Origin of the sequence: Arthrobacter sp. 24S4-2 (assembly GCF_005280255.1) — a bacterium.
Classification (GTDB): Bacteria; Actinomycetota; Actinomycetes; order Actinomycetales; family Micrococcaceae; genus Arthrobacter.
In genome coordinates, this window is record NZ_CP040018.1 from 2824230 (window position 1) to 2843897 (window position 19668).

A 19668-nucleotide genomic window follows, 5' to 3' on the forward strand; every position below is an offset into this window, starting at 1 on the left:
CCTGCACGATGGCGCGCGCCCCTGCCCGCGGGAGAGTGGATACAGGAGCTTTTCCCGCCCCCCCGCGTCACCCATTGAAAGAAGAGAAAACGTGTTTCTTGCTATCCGCGATATCCGCTTTGCCAAGGGCAGGTTCGCCCTGATGGGCGGTGTCGTCGCCCTGATCACCCTGCTGCTGGTCATGCTCTCAGGACTTACCGCCGGCCTGGGGGACCAGTCAACTTCCGCAATCGACAAACTCGGCGCCGTCCACGGCAGCGGAGTCACCACCCGGGCGGTAGACAGCATCGCGTTCGGTGCACCCGGCACCAACGAGCCCAAGGCCTCCTTCACCGAAAGCGAAGTCACCGCCGCGCAGCTCGAGAGCTGGAAGAACCGGGCCGGCGTGCAGGACGCAGAAGCCCTGGGCATCAGCCAGACCCGTTTCCAGGCCGTGGCCGGGGGCACCGGAGCCGGTACCGGCACCACCAACGTCGCCGTGTTCGGCGTCGCACCCGAGGGCCAGTTGCCCCCTTCCCGCGTCAGCGCCGACACCGTCGTGATCGGAACATCCGTGGCCAAGGCCCTTTCCCTGAACACCGGGGACAAGGCCAACGTCGGAGGCACCGAACTGACTGTCAGCGCCGTGGTCGAGGACCAGTGGTATTCCCACACCAGCGTCGTCTGGACTGCGCTTCCCACCTGGTCCAAGCTCGCCCACCTCAGCGACCCGGGACAGGTCGGAACCGTCGCCGCCATCACGTACAAGGACCGCGCCACCGTTGACGAAGCCGCCGCCAACACCGCAGCGCACACCGTCAGCGCTTCCCGCACCGGATCCTTCCAGGCACTGGGCTCCTACAAGAGCGAGAACGGCTCCCTGACCCTGATGCAGGCCTTCCTCTACGGCATCTCCGCCCTGGTTATCGTGGCCTTCCTGACGGTCTGGACCGTGCAGCGGACCCGCGACATCGCGGTGCTCAAAGCCATGGGCGCCTCCGGCGGCTATGTCCTGCGTGACGCCATCACCCAGGCGGCGATCGTCCTGCTCGCCGGCGCCGGGCTCGGCGGCGGAATCGGCATCCTCGGCGGATTCTTCGCAGCCAAGGCAGCCCCCTTCCTGGTCAACCCCGCAACCACACTGCTGCCCATCCTCGGAATCATCGCCCTCGGCCTGGCCGGCGCAGCACTCGCCGTCCGCCGCGTCACCAAAGTCGACGCCCTCATCGCCCTCGGCGGCAACTAAACCCTCCCGCGGCCCGTCCCGTCCGCAGCCCCCTACAGAATCCTCCCCGAGCACATCACCAAAGGAAGTACCACCATGTCCTCCACCCCCAACCCCCTGAATCTGGTCAACGTCACGCTCGAATACCCGGACGGGGACGGAACCATCAAAGCCCTCGACACCGTGAACCTCACGGTCCAGGCCGGCCAGATGATCTCCCTCGTCGGCCCGTCAGGATCCGGCAAATCCAGCCTCCTGGCCGCCGCCGCCACCCTCGTCCGCCCCACCCACGGCCTGGTACTCATCGACGGCACCGACGCCACCGGGCTCGGCGACAAAGACCTCACCGCACTCCGGCGCGAGAAAATCGGCATCATCTTCCAACAGCCCAACCTGCTCGCGTCCCTGACCGCCGCCGAACAACTCATCATCGGCGACCACCTGCGCGGAAAGTCCGTCAAAGCCGCCCGCGCCAAAGCCGCAGAACTGCTCGACATCGTCGGACTCGCCTCCAGCGCGGACAAACGTCCCCACCAGCTCTCCGGCGGCCAGCGCCAACGGGTCAACATCGCCCGGGCCCTGATGGGAGATCCCAAGGTCCTGCTCGTGGACGAACCCACCGCGGCCCTGGACCACGAACGCAGCGACTCCATCGTCCGGCTCCTGCGCCGCGTCACCGACGACTTCATGGTCGCCACCGTCATGGTCACCCACGACACAGAATTCGTCCCGCTGACCGACTCCGTCGCCACCATGCGCGACGGGAGGCTCACCGCCCCCGTACTCACCAACGCCTAACGTCCACCGTCGCTCCCCGCAAAACCACGCCCCTCCCGCACCAGCGCGGGAGCCCGCCGCCGCCACCCCCATCAAGCCAAGGACCACCGCCATGAAAAAGCTCTACTGCGCCGCCTTTACCTACATGATCGCCGGACTGGCGTCCGGGTTGTTCTACCGCGAATTCACCAAAGCCAACGACTTCACCGGCGACAGCCAGCTTTCCGTGGTCCACACCCACCTCCTGGCCCTGGGCATGCTCTTCTTCCTCACCGTCCTGGCACTGGACAAGCTCTTCAACCTCTCCGCACTGCGCATGTTCAACGTGTTCTTCTGGACCTACAACGCCGGCCTGGCCCTCACCACGGCGACGATGGTCCTCAGCGGCGTCCTTACCGTTCAGGGCAGCACCCCGTCCGCTGCGATCGCAGGCATCTCCGGGCTGGGCCACATCGGCCTCACCGCCGGCTTGATCCTTCTCTTCATCACCCTCGGCAAGCGCGTCTCCGGCAAAGAAACCGCCGAAGCCGAACTCACCACCGCCAACTGATCCGCCCGCTGACCCGGAGGCGGAAGACATGACCCTGCACCTGGAAGCGCCGGCGACCGGCGCCCGGAAACGATGGGCCGGCCTGGCCGTACTGGCTGCCGGGCTGTCCATGATCGTCATCGACGGGACCATCGTCGGGGTCTCGCTGCCGGCCATCATCGCGGACCTGAAACTGGACCTTTCCGAGGCCCAATGGGTGAACAGTCTCTACTCCGTCGTGTTCGCGGCCCTGCTGCTGACCGCGGGAAGGCTCGGGGACCGCATCGGCCGGCGGCGGCTCTTCATTGCCGGGGTGCTCATTTTCCTAGGCGGCAGCCTTCTCGCCGCCATGGCTCAGGAAGCTGCCCCGCTCATCAGCGCCCGGGTCATCCAGGGAATCGGCGGGGCGCTGGTCCTGCCCACCACCTTGTCCACGGTCAACGCCACGTTCCGGGGTAAGGACCGTGCCACCGCTTTCGGGATCTGGGGTGCTGTCATCTCGGGGGCCGCCGCGATTGGGCCGCTCCTGGGAGGATGGCTGACCAGCACTTTCTCGTGGCAATGGATCTTCCTGGTCAACATCCCGCTCGGCGCCGCGGTCATTACCGGCGCAGTCCTGGCAGTTCCGGAAACCCGGGCACGGATCACCGCGCCCGGACTCGACGTGGACGGGCTGCTCCTGAGCAGCCTCGGTTTCGGGTTCCTGGTCTTCGGCCTGATCGAGGGAAGCTCGCTGGGCTGGTGGACGCCCGCAGCGTCCTTGACCGTGCTCGGAATGGCCTGGCCGGTCACCGCGCCCATCTCGGCTGCCCCCGTGTCCCTCCTCACCGGGGCAGTGTTCCTCACGCTCTTTGTCCTCTGGGAACGCCACCGCGCCAGGATTGGACGGTCCGCGATCCTGGACCTGGAGCTGTTCAACACCGGTACTTTCCGGTGGGGAAACCTTACGGCCATGGTCGTGGCGACCGGTGAATTTGGTCTCCTCTTCGTCTTGCCGCTCTTCCTGGTCAACGTGGCCGGGCTCTCCGCCCTGGGCGCCGGAGTCATTCTGGCGGCAATGGCCGCCGGCGCGTTCATCGCCGGAGCGCAGGCACGCCACCTCTCGGCACGAATCGGCGCCCCCAACGTCGTCACCCTGGGCCTTGGTCTGGAAGTCTTCGGCGTCCTCCTTCTGTCAGCCTTCCTCCGCCCGGAAGCGTCCCAATGGCTACTGGCCGGACTGCTGGCCGTCTACGGCCTCGGACTCGGACTCGCCTCCGCCCAACTGACCCAAACGACCCTTGCCGACATCGCCGTGGATCGCTCCGGGCAGGCCTCCGCCACCCAGAGCACCGTACGCCAGGTTGGTGCCGCCCTCGGCGCCGCAGTCCTGGGCGGCGTCCTCTCGCTCAGCCTTCTCCGGACAACGGCACTCACCGGCGTCCCCGGCGCGGCCGCCAAGGACCTGATACTCCAGACCCGGGACAGTGCCGGTGGTCTCATCGCAGCCCTCCGCGGACAAGGAACCACCGGAACGTTCGGCCCCCAGGGACCTGGCATCGTCCAGGAACTCGCCTCCGGATTCAGCGACGCAACCCGGATCACTCTGGTCGTCTGCAGCTTCTTTCTGGTCGTAGGGTTCGCGGCGTCCCTGCGCGTCGCCGCGATGTCCCGCAGAAGCCGGGACGCCTAGCCCCACGCCCACAACGACCAGGCGGCCCGCCTTCCGGCGTGACCGGACCCGCCCGCAGAAAGGCAGGGCCCGGGCAACCCATGCGCCGGGCAGCGAACCCACGACTGACCAAACAATTACGGCATCAGGAGCATAAAAGCATGGATCCAGAACGACTCATCTTGATCACCGGAATGATCGGGCTACTGGCGTTGACCATGATGCTGCTGGCACTCCTGTCCCGGCGGATCCTGGGCGTACGCATCGGGGCGGGCCGCACCGTCATGGCCCTCATCGTGGCAGTCGGGCGGAGTTCCTTTTCGAATCCCAAATCCTCTGGCAGACCCCGAACCGCGGACTCGCCTACATCAGCATCCAGTTCGGTATCGCCCTGTTCGCCGCGTTTTTGTTCCTGGTCGTCGCTGAACTCATCGTCCCCGCGGAGTGCTCCCCCGCCCCACACCTGGCTGGCAGGCCTGCGGGCCGGATCCCAGCGAGGGGCCCGTTACTCCCGGATCCTGCGCATCGGCGCAAAGCACGGACTCTTCCCGCTCCGGTCCTCACACGGCCCGGACGTCAACGCCACCCGGGCAAGATCCCTGCGCCTGGCCCTCGAGGAGGCAGGTGCCACGTTCGTGAAGTTCGGCCAAATGCTCTCCACCCGGCCGGACCTGCTGCCTCCGGAATACATCACCGAACTCTCCCGGCTCCAACAACACGTGGCACCGGTGCCCTGGGACCAGGTACGCCAAATCCTCGAAGAAGACGCCGGCCGTCCAGTCGCCGAAGTCTTCGCCGACTTCGACGAAATACCCCTGGCGGCAGCGTCGATCGGGCAGGTCCACCGGGCCACCCTCCACGACGGATCAAGGGTCGCCGTCAAAGTCCAGCGACCCAACATCCGGCACAAAGTGTCCCTTGACCTGGACATCGCCGTGCGGATCGGGAGAAAGCTCGAAAAATCCACGGCCTTCGGCAGATCCCTGGGTACCGAGGCACTGGCCCTCGGCTTCGCGGAAAACCTCCGGGAAGAACTGGACTACGAGCAGGAGGCACGCAACATCATCGCCCTCCGCACCGCCGTCGCCAGGCACCCGGAGGACGTGCGGGTCGTCATACCATTCCATGTCCCTGAGCTCTGCACATCCCGGGTGCTCGTCATGGAAATGCTGGACGGACGAACCTTCAGCGACCCCGCAACGGCCCGCTCCATGGAGACCGGCACCCGGACAACATACGCCGCCCGGCTGATGCGCAGCCTCCTGCGGCAAATCATGATCGACGGGACATTCCACGCGGACCCGCACCCGGGAAACATCATCGTCCTCACCGACGGCCGGCTGGGCCTGGTTGACTTCGGCTCCGTAGGCAGGCTGGACCACGACCTCCGGACCAGCATCCGACAAGTCGTACTCGCCATCGACCGGGCCGACGCAGGACTCCTCGTCAACGCCCTCTTCGAAGTCGTTATCCGCCCCGACGAGATCGACGTACCCGTCCTCAAACGCACCCTCAGCCAGTTCATGGGCACGTCCCTCCAGCCCGGTGTCCCACTGGACCTGAAAGTCATCAACGAACTCGTACGCATCCTCGCCAGATTCGACCTCGCCATCCCCCGGCCCTCGCCGGCGCCTTCCGCGCCATAGCAACCGTTGAAGGAACTCTGACTTCCCTCGCACCCGGCTTCGACATCGTCGCCGAAGCCCGAACATTCGCAGGCGCCCAAATCGGAGAACACTTCACCCCCGGAGGAATCAAGGAGAGCGTCCAGCGCGAGCTGCTCGACACCCTCCCGCTGCTCCGTAAACTGCCGCGCCGTCTCGACCAGCTCGCCACAGCCCTGCAGGAAGGCCACCTCAGCGTCAACGTCCGGCTCCTCGCCGACCGCCGCGACCGGGAGGTCCTGACCAACATGCTCGGCCAGGCCCTGCTCACACTCATCGCCGGGGTGCTCGGAATCATGGGCGTCATCCTGCTCGCCTTCGGTAACAGCGCCGACGTTGCCCCCGGCCTGCCGCTATTCCACGTCATCGGATACAACCTCGCCGGCATAGCAGCCGTCCTCATGCTCCGCGTCCTCTACCTGGTCTTCAACACCAGCACTAACCACTAAGTATCCCAAAGATTCCTTGACGCCACGAAAGGTCCCAGGTTGAAATCTAGGACGTCCTTACAGGGAACGAATCAGCAGACTCCCGGGGCTCTCGGAACGTCTGCTGCTGAGGCAGCATTCGATTGAACCTGTCCTTCGGGTGGCGCACGCGGCAGCGCCTTCGATAGCAAAACGGGGATTCTGATACCTTCAAATCGAACCTGTTGCGACTGTGAGACTTGATCTAGCTGGTCTGGGACTGGCTGGCAGGATAGATTCCGGCCGTTCCACCCCGGAGACGTGACTCATGTTGCGACTGACCCCAAGGTGTCATTCGATCGACTTGTCCGTCTGCGGTGGTGGTCGGCCGGCGCCCGTCCGGCCCACCACGGTAGCTTGATCAGAAGATTGTCCACCCTTACGGGCGTGACCCATCACAGTGCTGTTCCGTTGTGACCCTTACCCGGACTGGTACCGGCCGTTATCGGCCACCAGAACCATGTCCAACACAAAGGAAAGGTGCCGTGACCAACACGTCTATCGTCGCGCTTTCTCACCCGTTTGTCGTGGGTGTCGACACCCACGCCCGAAACCACGTCTACGCCATTCTCGACGCCACCAACGGCGCCATGCTGGATAAGCAGGCATTCCCCACCAGCGCAGCCGGGATCAACCGAGCCATCAAATGGGTCGCACGCCGCACCAACGCCGACGCAGACACCCTCTGGGTGGTCGAAGGCGCCGCCTCCTACGGCGCGATCCTCGCCGGCACCGTGGCCACCCATGGATTCCCCGTTGCCGAGGCTCCTCGCATGGATGCCAAGAGCAACCGCGGGGTCGGTAAGTCCGATGCCCTGGATGCCCAGCGCATGGCCATGGCCGTGCTGCCTTTACCGGTGGAGAAGCTGCGTCGTCCCCGCTTGAATGACGGGATCCGCCAGGGCTTGCGGATCCTAGTGACCGCTCGTGAATCCATAAGCAAGGACCGCACCCGTTCGATCAACGCCTTGAACGCGTTGGTACGCAGCAACGACGTCGGTACCGATGCCCGCAAGAAGCTCACCCCCGCCCAGATCGAGGAGATCTCCCGGTGGCGTGAGCGTGAGGAAGAACTGGCTTTGAGCATCGCCCGGGCTGAAGCGATCCGTCTAACCAAGCACATCCTGAACCTGGAGGAGCAGCTGAAGTCCAATGAGAAACAATTGGACGAGCTGGTCAAGGTCAGCGAGGCAGCTCCCCTGCTCGAAGAGAAGGGCTTCAAGGCGGTGACCGCGGCGAAGTGCTTGGTGGCATGGTCGCATGAGGGACGGGTCCGTAGCGAAGCGGCTTTCGCCTGCCTGGCTGGCGTGAGTCCCATCCCGGCATCGTCGGGCAACACGGTGCGGCACCGGCTCAACCGGGGAGGCGATAGAAGGCTCAACAGCGCCTTACACATGGCTGCGATCACCAGAATGACCTATGACGCTGAAACCTGTGACTATGCCGAAAAGCGCCGCACTGAGGGCAAAACTGATAAAGAAATCCGACGCTGCATCAAGCGCTATTTGGCCCGACGTGTGTTCAGGATTCTGAATGCCACGGCTCAGGCGCAAAAGGTGCAGGAAGCGGCTTGACAGACATAGAAGAGTCGATGGCTGGAAACCGCCGCACCTTCACCGGGCATTAATTCGGGCAGGATATACGGGAATGTCCGCCGTGAGTTCAGCCAGATTGAAGTCCCATTCCGTGGAACCCACGGCTTTTTTCGGGATGAAATGCGAGAACCGGCGCGGTTCAGATTTCGCCATTGCGCATGGGGCCGTTGAGGGTGATTGACCTTCCGGGCTTAACCGCCGTGTTCGAGCTGGGCTTAGGTGATGGCTTGGGCGAAAGCGGTGTATCTGCTCGCGGTGGTGTGGCCTATGTTGAAGATCAGGGCGAGGTGCAGGGGGTCGGGCCCGATGCTGAGCGCTTCGTGAAGGATCCGATCATTGCGGATGCGGTCGATTCCTACACCGTCTGGCAGCAGCTGGTCTGTGATGTACGTCTGGCTGACGGAGCCGACGCCGTGGGCGGTGCCGCGGGAGATGAGCAGATGCGGGTTGGGTGTGTGCGGCCACGTGCTGCGGCGGTGTTCGGTCCAGACTTTCAAGGCCCGATGGGCCAGTGGCCCGAGAGGCTGGGCGACGCCGCGGAGGGTGATGCGCCGGTTGGGGAGGTCGACGTCGTCGAGGATGAGACCGCGGATGGTCGTGGCGTCGGCGGCGTGGACGGCCGCCAGGGCGACGACGAGCCGCTGCGCGGGGGTGGTGACGCGGGTTTCGATCGCACGGATCTCGGCGTCGGTCATCGGCAGCAGGCTGCGCTCACCGCCGGGATTGGTCAGGCGGGCTGTGGGATTGGTGAAGACGACCCGCCGTCGGGTGGCGAAGCGGAACAGTGAGCGCAGCGCGGTGATCGTGTTGCTGCGCGGCCATCCGCGCAAGGGCTCGATTGCGGTCGCGATGTCCGTGGAGGTAATCTCGCGCAAGTGTCCGCGGCTGGCTGACCACTGCTCCAGCAGCGGTCTGACGGAACCGAAGTAGCTGTAGACCGTTCGCGGCGATCGTGGCCGGCTGCGGGTGTCGCCGTCGAGGAGCACGAGCAGCCAGGCACGGACATCGGAGGCGAACGCGGCCGGCAGTTCATTGGTGCGGCGGTGGATCCAGGAACGGATCGCCGGCTCGGTGTCATCATCGAGCAACCCTGCGGCAGCGAGCACTTCGGCGATTCGGACACCGCGGCCTCGCTCGGACGCGCGGTGCCTGACCTCGGTGAGCGGGACAGTGTCGCCCGGAGCCCGGTCGTTGAGCAGCAGTGTCAGGCCGTCCAGCACGTAAAGGAAGGTCGCAGGTGACCAGCCGTGGGCCTGGCCGACCTGTTCGGCGCGGGCAGCCGCGAGGCGCAGGGCCGGCTTCTCGGAGCCGAGCGCCGGGTGACGCCATCTCGGGGGCGGCGGGGTTCCGGTCTGGCACCGGATCTCCGAGGCTCGTTTCCGGCAGTTAGGTCTGCAGTAGAGCCGGTCTCGGCGGCCGTCGGTGAAGACGGAGCCGCAGCGGACGCAGATCACCGCGGGGGCAGCGACCGCCCGGTGCGGGCGCGCGGTTTGACTGCGTGGTCCTGGCCGACAGCGAGGGTGCGCTCGGTGCTCGCCGGCGTCGGCGCGGGCACCGAGTCGGCGTCGGGCAGGAGCAGATCCTCGACGCCGCAGCCGAGCACCGCGCAGATCACATCGAGCTCGTCGAGACGGACCGTGTTTGGCTGGCCGGACCACAGCCCTGACATCTTCCCGGCGCTGATCACGAGGCCGCGCTCGGCGAGCATCCGCTTGAGCTCGCTGGCCTTCCAGATTCCGCGATTTGCCGCGGCCAGCCGGAGATTCCACTTCATGAGGTCAATCCCTTCCAACGGTCGGTGGCGCGCTCGTGGCCGCGCAGCCAGGCCTCTTCAACGTGAGAACGGTGGACATGGACGTACCGGGCCGTCGTTCCGGTCCACGTATGGCCCAGCAGCTCCTGAATCGCGAACAGCGTCATCCCGGAACGGTAGAGCTGGGATGCGCAGTAATGCCGCAGCACGTGCGGGGTGAGCTTGCCGGACCAGGCAGGCAGGTGCGCGTCCGTGGCTTCGGCCAGTGAGCGCCGGAACACGTCCGCGGTCGCACGAGCGCACGACCCATCGCCATTCTTGCGCTCGGACGGAAACAGTGGGGCACCAGGGCGAGCATCGTCGGCGTCGAAGTGGCCCCACACGTCATCGAGGTCGAGCATGCGGGCCTCGTTGATCCGCAGCCCCACATCGGCAGCCAGCCGAGCCACCGCATAGTTGCGGGCAGCCGGACCGAACTTCCGGCAGGAGACCAATTCCTCCCGCCACCCGGCGAACAACCGGTCGATCTCGGGTTCGGTGGGCGGCACCCGCAACTGCGGGTCCGTTGAGGCACGCGGGCGGTTCATCTCATCCAACGGGCATTCGATGACACGTCCAGTAAGGCCGTGCAGCTCGACTTTGTGGCGGAGCTCGAGGAACTCGAAGAACACTGACAGCGCGCCCGCCCGACCGGTCCGAGTTGCTGGCCTGGCATCACGCAGTACCTTGCCGAAATAGGCATCGGCATCGGCAGGCTGCATCTCCCAAAGAGGCCGGCCGAACCAAGCCCTGATCAGCTCGAGATGGTTGGTGTCGTTGCGGATGGTGCTGTCGACCAATCCCGCCGAGGCACGAGCCAGCACGAACTCGGCGAGCAGGTCGGTCTCGAAGTCTGCGATTTCTTCTTCAGTCATCAACCGCTGATGTTCACGAAGATCACGCACAAGTGCCAGAGTCACGACTTGCCTCCTACTTCGAGTTCATCCTGAATGAAGCAATCACCTTCTAGACGAAATTCTGACACGCTTGGTGACAATCTTTCAGGAGGAGCCTCAGGTGAGTCCTGCCGGCATTAATAGCCCGAATCCGGGGCTATCGGGCCATGTATAGACGGCAGCCGGATCCAACGAACTCGTCGACTATTGCCCAGGAATGGCGGAAACACGCGCATATGGAGAAGGCCGAAGTGCAGCGTCGGGGCGGCCGGTGGACGACCGGCTTACGGACAGTCGGCCGCCCTTCGTTTCTACGACGGTAACGAGTGCATCCAAGACTCTTCGACATTGCTCATGTTCTCCTCCGCCCACCGTTTAAGTCCCTGAAGCGGTGCGACGAGGGTGGTGCCGCGGGCGGTGAGGGAGTAGTGCACGGCGGGTGGGCTGACAGGTTCGACCCTACGGTGCGCGAGGCCGTCATCTTCGAGCTGACGAAGGGCCCGTGTGAGCATCTTTTGCGACACACCGGGCATGCGGCGACGGAGTTCGCCGAATCGCAGCTCGTCCTCAGCGAGGAGCAGCACCACCATCACCGTCCACTTTGATCCGACACGATCCAGCAGCAGCCTCGTCGGGCAGGCAGCGTCGAACAGGTCGCCTATACGGCCATTGGTTCCCCCGGAGTTCCCTGGGGTGCTCGAAGTGCCTCCTTGTCCAGTCACATCCACTCTCCTACAGTTGCCTAGTACCCAATGGTAACTGGAAGGCGAACGACATGAGCAACCCGAGACAGCCGTACAAATCGGTCGTCGAGACAGTGCATCTCGGTGATCTACCCGTTAGCGTGCGGATCGCAGGTAGCGGAACAACGGTCTTGTTGCTGCACGGCTTTCCTCACACGAAGGATGTCTGGCGAGAAGTGGAGCCATACCTGGTCGCGGGCGGATGCCAGGTAGTGGCCCCGGATCTTCGCGGCACCGGCGATTCGGGACGGACGGCGACCGGGTTTGATGCTCAAACCCTTGCGATGGACCAGATACGCCTTCTCGATGCATTGTCACTAGGGGCGGCTCACGTGGTCGGGTTCGATCTTGGCGCCGCGCCGGCGTTCGTACTCGCAGCGGCGCATTCCAGCCGCGTGCTGAGCCTGACTGTCATCGAGGCCATCATCGGCGGCCTTTCCGGCGCGGAACCTTTTCTAAGTTCGGGCGGGCCGTGGTGGTTCCGGTTCCATCAGGCACCGGGCGGTCTCGCCGAGGACCTCTTGGAGGGAAACGAGGACCGCTATGTTCGGTTCTTCCTTGCTCTGGGCGCGCGCTCCGGCATGCCCGAGGACCTCGCGCAGCGGTTCGTCGATGCATACACGGGCCGAGACAGTCTCCGCGCGGCGTTCAGTCACTATCGGGCCATGCCGGCGAATGCGCAATGGAACCGAGCCTGGTCAGAGCGTGGGAGGCTGCCCATGCCGGTAACGGCGATCGGCGCCTCGACAGTAAAGGACTCGCTGGCGCGGCAGCTCAGCCGAGTTGCGGACAATTTCGAAGGCCACCTGTTGCCTGAAAGTGGGCACATAATTCCGATCGACGCGCCACAGGACGCCGCGCGAATGGTGCTCGCCACCGCTAGCCGCTGCTTCGGCTAAACCACGTAATCCATACAAGGGGAACAGGAAACCGTGCCCCCTGAGAGCCGACCAGGGCAGAGCTCGCAGGGTCGAACCGACGAAGCATGTCCGATGAGCGATCCCTTACCGGACGCCGGCGCGCTGGAGTCTTTGGGGTGCTTGCTCGGTGAGTGCCTGCAGTGCAGTGGGCGGTGATTGGAAGAGGCTTTCACCCCTGGCATTGTGGAGCGCTGGCCAGAGGCTGGCAGCCCAGGCAACTTCGTGCTCTTCAGCGGTGAACAGCTGGCCTCTTGCCTGTTCATAGCTATGGATGAATTCATCCGAAGCTTCTAAGGAGGCAAGTGTCGGGACGCTGGTGCTTGCGAAGGCTCCCGATGCTGCCCCGACAATTGCCGCGGCTGGGAGGGCCACGAGGCTGTCCCAGTCGTGGACCGCCCAGGGGCTGACACCGTCCCATCGAAGATTCTGGCTCTCCCAGTCTCCATGGCCAACAACCAGCGGTAGCGACGAGTTGGCGAGCCGTTCGGAAACGGCACGGGCAATTGCGGTCACGTGCTCGGGTACTCGGTCTTGGTCCATGGCGTCCACGACTGGATTTGGCGGCCACAAGCGACCGGTCGGTGGGTTCCAATGCATCCATGGTGGAGGCGCGCCAAGGCCGGCCGGAGACTCCTTTTCGAGGATTGCTGCCAGGTCCGCCAGGAGTGAAGCCGATCGACGGGCGAAGGCCAAGTCTCCGTCCGTGTTCATCTCACCGCCTGGACGCCAGGATTCTGCGCTGACCACCATCCCGGGATCAAGCTTGTCGACGCCTGTCATGGGACGGGCACAAGGAAACCCGGAATTAACTGCGGTCGACTGCAGTTGAAGACATCGGCTGATTCTACGCGCGGATTCTGGCCGGACTTTCACCGCACAGGGTCCCCGGTCGTCGGAATCGAAACGGAACAGATATGACATCTGGCCGCCAGCGTCGGACCGCAACGAAGTGAGTATGCCGTGTCCCAACACGCGTAGGCACCATGCCTCAACCTGAACGTGCATTGCAGCCATCACCATCGTTTGATCCTACAAACAGCAACCCAACCGGTCCGGCATCCCCTGCAGACCGGGCGAATGCACCCTTCGTACCGACGGGCGATCCGTCCGGATGAGGATCCTTCACCGGGCACTGTAGCGCCCGCTGTACGACCGGCTTTTGGACGGCTGCGTGCTCGATTCCTGTCGCGACTGCGCCCCCAACAGCGGCGGGCAATTGTGGTTGCCTGCCAGCGGTCACTTGCTCCGGCGGCGGTTCGCTGAGCGTGGTGGTGCTGCGCGGAGGTGTGCGTTGACACATCCGAGAATCCGCGCGAGGTCGTCGGCGTCGCCGTCGCTGATGGGGGCGAACAGCAATTGATGGACGGTGTTGATGTGGCCTGGGAATACGGCCGTGAGGACGTCTCGGCCGACGGGGGTGATTGCAACGACGGTGCTGCGCTCGTCCTCCGGTGACGGTGAACGCGTGATGAGACCGCGCTGCTCAAGGAGCTGTGCCTGGTAGGTCAGGCCGCTGCGGCTGTAGACCACGCCGTCGGCCAGGTCAGTCATGCGCTGATTCCCGTCCGGCGCGTCGCCCAGGCGCGCCAGGAGCTGGAACTGCACGTAGCTCAGGCCGCCTACGTCACGGAGCTGTCGCTCGACCGCCGGCCGGAGGAGGCCGCTGACCTCGGTGAAGGCGAAGTACGCGGCGAGTTGGGTGGGTGTTAGGGAGGCGGGCGTCGTCTCAGTCATTCTCCAATCCTACCTGTTGCTTCGATTTCGAAGTAATGCTACATTCTCTATATCGCTTCGAATTCGAAGCAAAATGAGAGGATATGATCATGAAGGCAGTGCAGTTCCACAGCATCGGCGGGCCAGAGGTCCTGCAGTACGGCGAGATCCCCCAGCCGGTTCCCGGCCCCGGGCAGGTGCGGCTCCGCGTCGCGGCGTCGGCGTTCAACGCGGCGGACAACGGTATGCGGGCAGGGTTCCTGCCGATCCCTATCAAGCTCCCGCACATCCCCGGCTACGACGTCTCCGGAACCGTCGACGCGATCGGCGAGGGAGTCACCGGAACGGCCATCGGCGACTCGGTGATCGCGTTCCTCCCCATGGAACGCGACGGCGGCGCGGCGGAGTCCGTCATCGCGCCCGCGGAGTCCGTGGTGCTCGCGCCCACGAGCATCCCCTTGGCAGACGCGGCGGCGCTGCCGTCCGTGGCGTTAACCGCGTGGCAGGCGCTCTTCGACGCCGGGGAGCTCACCGCCGGGCAACGGGTGCTGATCATCGGCGCCGGCGGTGTCGTGGGGAAGTACGCCATCCAGCTCGCCGGGCGCGCCGGGGTCCACGTCATCGCGACAGCCAGTCCACGCAGCATCGACGCCGTACGCGCCGCCGGGGCCGACCAGGTCATCGATCGCACCGCCACCGAACCCTCGAGGCGATCGATGGACAGGTGGATCTCCTGCTGAATCTCGCGCCGATCGACCCGGAGCTATTCGCCGCCTACGTGGCTAAGGTCCGCGACGGTGGCCGCGTCGTGAGCACGACGGCGTTCATGGAGACGCCCGACGACGAGACTCGCGGCGTGACCGCGGTGACGGTGTTCGTGCTGCCGAACCGCGAACGACTCGCGGAGCTGGTGTCGCTCGTCGACGGCGGCGCACTTACCGTCGAGGTCACCCGCAGGATCCCGCTCGCCGAAGTGCAGGCCCTCCACGCCGAAGCAGCCGCCGGCCGCATCGCCGGCAAGACGATCATCCTGCCATAGATACGCCGCCCACATCTCGACGGGGACCGATGATCCACCGGTTGAACGACTCCAGTGGACCCATCCTTAAGCGGACGCCGAAAGGCTCGAACGCGCTGGCGTCCGGTAAAGGATCCCCTCAACGCGCACATTGGGAACATCGGCCTGATCGCTAGCTGAGGTGAACGTTGCGGCAGTCTGTCTGTGTGCACTGCTCGCCGAAGCAGTCCGACCAGGGGCGGTCTCAGGCATCGACGGCTCTGCCCGGATCGTCCGCGACCGACGAGTCCTTTTCGTGAAGATGGTCAGTCCGCTGCGTGGAGCCGCCCGTCCTCCGGCCCGGTTCCCTGAGTAAACCGGGCCAACAGCGACTCGAGCATCTCGAGTTCGGCCTGGGTGAATGCCGCGAAGAGTTCTTCCGCGGTTGCACCGGCGAGCCGCCTGGCGGTGTTGAAGGCGGCTCGTCCGTCTTTCGTCAGTGTCAGATTGGATACGCGTTTGTCGACCGTGGACTGTGTGCGGGACAGGTATCCGAGCTTCTCGAGGTCTTCGACCGTCCGGGTCATGCCCGCCTTGTCGCTCCCGGTCTCCACGATCAGATCCCGCTGGGTGGAAATCCCATCACGGTCCAGCAACGTCATCACTCCGAAGTGGCGGCCCGTCAGACCCAGCGTCGAGAGGGCAGCGTTGAGGGCGCCGGCAGCGCGTCCGTGTGATTGGCGCAGCAGCAGGCCCAGTCTCAGTTTCACTCCGGGGGGCTTCTGCATGTCTCCATACTATGTTAGATTCGATTGAATCCGATTCAAGTGAATCTAATTTACGGAGAGACGGTGACGAAGATGACGGGAACGGATACAGCCATCGTTCGGCGTTCAGGGCCGCGGTGGCCGCGGTGGGTGTTCCGTGTGACGAGCACAGCAGCGGCGGTAATGCTCTTCGATCAGGCCGTCTTCGCCGGCCAGTTCCTGTCCGGCAGCTATGATTCCCTTCACCTGCACCGGGAAAACGCGACCTTTGCCGGGGTATCCGTGCTGATCTCCGCGGTCGCGGCGGTCCTGCTCCGCTGGCCGGGTCGCGGGCCGTGGTGGCCAATCGTTGCCTGCGTTGGCACCTTCGGGCTGATCGGATTGCAGATCGTGCTCGGATTCACACGGGTGATCAGCGTGCATGTGCCGCTCGGGGTGGCGATCTTGATGACCGCCACTGCCCTCGCCGTATGGGCATGGAGACGGGCATGAGCGATGTGAGCCGGCGGACGTTCGTCGGGGCAGGCCTGCTGGCAGGCATCGGCCTGGGCGTCGGGATTCCCTACAGCCTCGGGGCCGGCGGCTCCACCTCAACCGGGAACCTTCTGCCCAGCCGGCTCCCGCTCCCCGCCCTGTTCACATCACCGTTCCGTACTCCGCCGGTGCTGTACCCCGTACGCAGCGATGCCGACGCGGACTACTACGACATCAGTCAAACCCGGGCGGACGTTTCGATCCTGCCCGGCACCAAGACAGAGATCTGGGGCTACAACGGGATCTTCCCCGGCCCAACCATCGTGTCCCGGCGTGGCCGCTCCGCCGTCGTCACTCACGCCAACAACCTTCCCGTGCCCACGGTCGTGCACCTCCACGGTGGACGCACCCCTCATGACAGCGACGGCTATCCGACGGACTTCATCTATCCGGGCGACATGTCCTACATGAACCAGCACATGGACATGCACGGGCAGGGCATGGGCCCATCGATGGCAGGAGACACCACCGTCGGCCAACGCAGTTACCACTATCCGCTCGACCAGCGCGCAGCAATGCTCTGGTACCACGACCACCGGATGGACTTCACCGGCCCGAGCGTCTGGCGCGGCCTCGCCGGGTTCCATCTCGTGCGCGACGACGAAGAAGACGCCCTCGGCCTGCCGGCCGGTGCGCGGGAACTGCCGGTCATGATCACCGACCGCAGCTTCGGCGCCACAGGGGACTTCCTCTACCCCAGCATCGATCCCACCCTCATGACGACGCCGGGCGTCACAGGCTCTTTCGTCGCCGGCGTCCTCGGAGACGTGATGCTCGTCAACGGCACGCCCTGGCCGGTCGCGAAGGTCGACGGCGCGAAGTACCGTCTCCGCATCCTCAACGCCTGCAACGCCAGAAGGCTCAACCTCCGCATCGACCCCCAACCAGACGGGGGAATGACACAAATCGGCACGGACGGGGGCCTCCTCGCCGCGCCCATCCGTCACGAACACTTCGACCTCGCACCCGCACAACGCGTGGACATCGTCGTCGACTTCGCCGGCTACAAACCCGGAACCGCCGTCACCCTGCTCAACGACTTCGGCGAGGGCAACATGTCACAGATCATGAGATTCATCGTCGGGCCAAAGAGCCACGACACATTCACGGTTCCCGACCGGCTCTCGACCATCGAGCCGATCACCGCCGCTGACGCCGTCGCCACGCGGACCTTCCGTTTCCAGTCCGGCGACGTCGGCCACACCAAGGGATGGCTCATCGACGGCCAGCCGTTCAGCTCCGACAACATCTCCGCAGCCGTAAAGCTCGGCACCGTTGAGATCTGGCGGCTGATCGCCGACTTCCACCACCCCGTCCACCTGCACCTCAACCCCTTCCAGGTGCTCTCCCGCGGAATCGGTGGCCCTGGAGCCTTCGACGCCGGCTGGAAGGACACCATCGACCTCCGCCCCGCCGAAGAAGCCGCCATCGCGATCCGCTTCGACGGCTACGCCGGAAAATACGTCTTCCACTGCCACAATCTCGAACACGAAGACATGGCAATGATGGCCAACTTCATGACCCGATAACGAAATGTGGGGCGTCCTGTCAGCGGCATAGGGAGCCTGTCCCGCATGAGGATCCTTAACCGGACGTTCTAAAGCGGTTGATCAGAGGTTGAGTGCGGAAAGCACCCTCGCGCGCAGCAGTTGGTACTCGCTGACGTATGCTTGGGGCCCCTCTGGCGGTCGGACGACGACACGGGGCTCTTCTATGATGCGGTGATTTTTGAATTGCTCTCGAGTTAGGTCGATCTCGAAACCCCCGGGGAACCGGTTCCAGTAGTGGACTTCGTCTTCCTCGTTGCCGCCACTGACGTCTGCGATGAGCAGATCACCGCCGAGCAGGTCTTGCAAGACGAGAGCTGTAGGCCCGCACTGGCCATGCGCGGCATTGTCTGGGTGCCACTTGGTGAGGCTCTTGGCGTCGAGGCAGGTTGTCTCGGCACTCCATGACAAGCGGAATGCGCGTTCGAGCTCGAGCAGCGTATGAGTCATTGAGACAGCGTATCTAGGTAAATCACTGAATCGTGACGGATCAATCGACTAGCGCACTATCGCCTGCGACCAGCATCTGGGCTGAGCGTCGGGAGCGTCCTGCAAGGGATCCGCCGGCGGACGCTGGCCGCTATGAAATTCAGTGTTGTTCCTTCCCCGATACGCTCGTCAGTATGGAGAGCGAATCTATCCGAGCCGCGTATGGGGTGCGTGCCGCCGAGTACACGCGCATTCTTGGTTCCGTTGAGGACATGCACGTAGAGGATCGGGAACGCATCGGACGTTGGGCATCAAGTATTGACGGCCAACTGATTGATGCCGGGTGTGGACCCGGTCATTGGACCGACTTCCTGTATCAACGCGGGGCGTCTGTGCAAGGAATCGATCTCGTTCCCGAATTCATTGAGAGCGCCCGCGTACGCTTTCCTGAAGTGCCTTTTCGCGTTGCATCGTTCCGTAATCTAGACGTACCAGATGGAACAGTGCATGGTGTGCTGGCCTGGTACTCCCTCATACACGTGCCACCGGACGAGTTGTCCTCGGTGCTCAGGGAGATCTCTCGCGCCCTTACCCAGGGCGGGCAATTACTCGTTGGATTCTTCGATGGGTCTCCGGGCGATTCTTTCCCGCACGCTGTTACAACGGCGTACTACTGGTCCCCGAGCAGATGGGGGACCTTCTGAGCGAAGCGGGTTTCGAGGTGCTCGACGTGGAGACACGCCAGGACCCGGGCAAGCGGGCTCATGCAGCCATAAGTGCCGTCGTCCGGTAAAGGATAGGCATAGGGACACCGATCAAGGTGCCTCAGTCGTTGAAGACGGACCAGCAGATGCTGTTTCTGCGGCTCTGGTCCTCAAGGACCAGGGTGCGGAGGTGACCGGGAATCTGCTGGCGCTGCCAGTTGCGTTCAGCTTGCCTAGCTCCTCGCCTCTTATGCTCAGTTACCGCAGCCGCAGCAGCCTTAATGGCATAGGCGGCCGCCCCCAGATCGTGTTCGGGAACATGGGCAATACACGCCGCTTGGCCGGCTGCGTACGCCGCGAACCGTGCGGCACCACGCAGAGGACGCGCGGCGCCCATTGCATGCCCTCCCATCGCACGGGTGGCCATCATCTTCGCTTCACCGCGCGCCCAGGCTCGGGCCGCTTCGATCGCTGTACGAGGCCGGTGATCCCCTGGATTCGCTTCCTCGAACAGCCCTAAAACGTGCTCGGCGCAGGCAGCCGCCCAGAAGGTCAGGAGTTGATGATCGTCATCGGTAAGGAGACCCCCGCGCCGGATGGACACGAGACGAGGATCGCGGACAGCAGGAAGGATCATATGACTGTTTCATACTCTCCCGGAGCCCCGATGGCAACCGACCTCCCCTGAAACCACAGGCACGAAGAACCGTGGGCATAAGGACACCCAGGATTCCGGCCA

General features: G+C 64.5%; 22 protein-coding genes. 13 read left to right on the forward strand and 9 right to left on the reverse strand.

All coding sequences use genetic code 11. From position 1 onward, the window contains the following. Nucleotides 1–91 precede the first annotated feature (91 nt). From FCN77_RS12975 to FCN77_RS13005, 7 genes are all read left to right on the forward strand, one after another. Nucleotides 92–1225: an ABC transporter permease gene (locus tag FCN77_RS12975; RefSeq protein ID WP_137322589.1), complete on the forward strand. Its 1134-nt coding sequence runs from the start codon at nucleotides 92–94 to the stop codon at nucleotides 1223–1225. A 75-nt stretch (nucleotides 1226–1300) separates the two neighbouring features. After that, nucleotides 1301–2002, forward strand: a complete 702-nt coding sequence (locus tag FCN77_RS12980) for an ABC transporter ATP-binding protein (protein ID WP_137322590.1) — start codon at nucleotides 1301–1303, stop codon at nucleotides 2000–2002. Nucleotides 2003–2093: 91 nt separating this feature from the next. Further along, complete coding sequence (locus tag FCN77_RS12985; protein ID WP_137322591.1) at nucleotides 2094–2531, forward strand: DUF2871 domain-containing protein; 438 nt, start codon at nucleotides 2094–2096, stop codon at nucleotides 2529–2531. A gap of 28 nt (nucleotides 2532–2559) precedes the next feature. Further along, complete coding sequence (locus FCN77_RS12990; protein ID WP_137322592.1) at nucleotides 2560–4182, forward strand: DHA2 family efflux MFS transporter permease subunit; 1623 nt, start codon at nucleotides 2560–2562, stop codon at nucleotides 4180–4182. 140 nt (nucleotides 4183–4322) lie between these two features. Continuing rightward, a complete protein-coding gene (locus FCN77_RS12995; protein ID WP_175417251.1) occupies nucleotides 4323–5807 on the forward strand; it encodes an AarF/ABC1/UbiB kinase family protein in 1485 nt (494 codons plus the stop codon). 266 nt (nucleotides 5808–6073) lie between these two features. Then, entirely contained in the window at nucleotides 6074–6274 is a 201-nt protein-coding gene (locus FCN77_RS13000; RefSeq protein WP_137322594.1) for a hypothetical protein, read from the forward strand. Between the two features lie 503 nt (nucleotides 6275–6777). Next, the gene (locus FCN77_RS13005; RefSeq protein ID WP_137322595.1) at nucleotides 6778–7866 is read left to right on the forward strand and encodes an IS110 family transposase; all 1089 of its coding nucleotides are present in this window, start codon (nucleotides 6778–6780) and stop codon (nucleotides 7864–7866) included. A gap of 236 nt (nucleotides 7867–8102) precedes the next feature. On the opposite strand, the gene FCN77_RS13010 is transcribed toward FCN77_RS13005, so the two are convergent. The 4 genes from FCN77_RS13010 to FCN77_RS13025 all read right to left on the reverse strand — a co-directional run bounded on the left by FCN77_RS13010 (nucleotide 8103) and on the right by FCN77_RS13025 (nucleotide 11297). Next, nucleotides 8103–9341 (reverse strand): hypothetical protein, encoded by a 1239-nt coding sequence (locus FCN77_RS13010; protein ID WP_217496145.1) that lies wholly within the window; start codon nucleotides 9339–9341, stop codon nucleotides 8103–8105. Then, complete coding sequence (locus FCN77_RS13015) at nucleotides 9338–9661, reverse strand: helix-turn-helix transcriptional regulator (RefSeq protein ID WP_123253988.1); 324 nt, start codon at nucleotides 9659–9661, stop codon at nucleotides 9338–9340. Before FCN77_RS13015 ends, FCN77_RS13010 begins: the two co-directional genes overlap by 4 nt. Beyond that, nucleotides 9658–10599: a tyrosine-type recombinase/integrase gene (locus FCN77_RS13020; RefSeq protein WP_137322596.1), complete on the reverse strand. Its 942-nt coding sequence runs from the start codon at nucleotides 10597–10599 to the stop codon at nucleotides 9658–9660. Before FCN77_RS13020 ends, FCN77_RS13015 begins: the two co-directional genes overlap by 4 nt. Before the next feature lie 287 nt (nucleotides 10600–10886). Then, nucleotides 10887–11297 (reverse strand): helix-turn-helix domain-containing protein, encoded by a 411-nt coding sequence (locus tag FCN77_RS13025; RefSeq protein ID WP_137322597.1) that lies wholly within the window; start codon nucleotides 11295–11297, stop codon nucleotides 10887–10889. Nucleotides 11298–11350: 53 nt separating this feature from the next. Here FCN77_RS13025 and FCN77_RS13030 point away from each other — a divergent pair, with 53 nt between their 5' ends. Beyond that, nucleotides 11351–12217 (forward strand): alpha/beta fold hydrolase, encoded by an 867-nt coding sequence (locus FCN77_RS13030; protein ID WP_137322598.1) that lies wholly within the window; start codon nucleotides 11351–11353, stop codon nucleotides 12215–12217. Between the two features lie 105 nt (nucleotides 12218–12322). Here FCN77_RS13030 and FCN77_RS13035 read toward each other — a convergent pair whose 3' ends face one another. Both FCN77_RS13035 and FCN77_RS13040 read right to left on the reverse strand, forming a co-directional pair. After that, the gene (locus FCN77_RS13035; protein ID WP_137322599.1) at nucleotides 12323–13258 is read right to left on the reverse strand and encodes a phosphotransferase; all 936 of its coding nucleotides are present in this window, start codon (nucleotides 13256–13258) and stop codon (nucleotides 12323–12325) included. 216 nt (nucleotides 13259–13474) lie between these two features. Further along, nucleotides 13475–13972, reverse strand: a complete 498-nt coding sequence (locus FCN77_RS13040) for a MarR family winged helix-turn-helix transcriptional regulator (RefSeq protein ID WP_137322600.1) — start codon at nucleotides 13970–13972, stop codon at nucleotides 13475–13477. 89 nt (nucleotides 13973–14061) lie between these two features. Here FCN77_RS13040 and FCN77_RS13045 point away from each other — a divergent pair, with 89 nt between their 5' ends. Both FCN77_RS13045 and FCN77_RS27710 read left to right on the forward strand, forming a co-directional pair. Next, nucleotides 14062–14691, forward strand: coding sequence for an NADP-dependent oxidoreductase (locus tag FCN77_RS13045; protein ID WP_368074267.1), 630 nt, complete (start codon nucleotides 14062–14064; stop codon nucleotides 14689–14691). After that, a complete protein-coding gene (locus FCN77_RS27710) occupies nucleotides 14676–14990 on the forward strand; it encodes a zinc-binding dehydrogenase (RefSeq protein WP_368074268.1) in 315 nt (104 codons plus the stop codon). Before FCN77_RS13045 ends, FCN77_RS27710 begins: the two co-directional genes overlap by 16 nt. Before the next feature lie 284 nt (nucleotides 14991–15274). Here FCN77_RS27710 and FCN77_RS13050 read toward each other — a convergent pair whose 3' ends face one another. After that, nucleotides 15275–15736: a MarR family winged helix-turn-helix transcriptional regulator gene (locus FCN77_RS13050; protein WP_137322601.1), complete on the reverse strand. Its 462-nt coding sequence runs from the start codon at nucleotides 15734–15736 to the stop codon at nucleotides 15275–15277. Between the two features lie 138 nt (nucleotides 15737–15874). Here FCN77_RS13050 and FCN77_RS13055 point away from each other — a divergent pair, with 138 nt between their 5' ends. Both FCN77_RS13055 and FCN77_RS13060 read left to right on the forward strand, forming a co-directional pair. Further along, nucleotides 15875–16207: a hypothetical protein gene (locus tag FCN77_RS13055; RefSeq protein ID WP_137322602.1), complete on the forward strand. Its 333-nt coding sequence runs from the start codon at nucleotides 15875–15877 to the stop codon at nucleotides 16205–16207. Beyond that, a complete protein-coding gene (locus FCN77_RS13060) occupies nucleotides 16204–17778 on the forward strand; it encodes a multicopper oxidase family protein (RefSeq protein WP_137322603.1) in 1575 nt (524 codons plus the stop codon). The genes FCN77_RS13055 and FCN77_RS13060 overlap by 4 nt, the downstream gene beginning before the upstream one ends. Nucleotides 17779–17859: 81 nt before the next feature. Here the strand turns inward: FCN77_RS13060 and FCN77_RS13065 are convergent, their stop codons facing one another. After that, nucleotides 17860–18246: a hypothetical protein gene (locus FCN77_RS13065; RefSeq protein WP_137322604.1), complete on the reverse strand. Its 387-nt coding sequence runs from the start codon at nucleotides 18244–18246 to the stop codon at nucleotides 17860–17862. Between the two features lie 251 nt (nucleotides 18247–18497). Between FCN77_RS13065 and FCN77_RS13070 the strand changes: the two genes are divergently transcribed. Further along, nucleotides 18498–18929 carry a class I SAM-dependent methyltransferase gene (locus FCN77_RS13070; protein WP_254679020.1) on the forward strand — a complete coding sequence of 144 codons (432 nt, stop codon included), beginning with the start codon at nucleotides 18498–18500 and terminating at the stop codon, nucleotides 18927–18929. 121 nt (nucleotides 18930–19050) lie between these two features. Here FCN77_RS13070 and FCN77_RS13075 read toward each other — a convergent pair whose 3' ends face one another. Then, a complete protein-coding gene (locus FCN77_RS13075) occupies nucleotides 19051–19566 on the reverse strand; it encodes a putative immunity protein (RefSeq protein WP_137322605.1) in 516 nt (171 codons plus the stop codon). Between the last annotated feature and the right edge of the window lie 102 nt (nucleotides 19567–19668).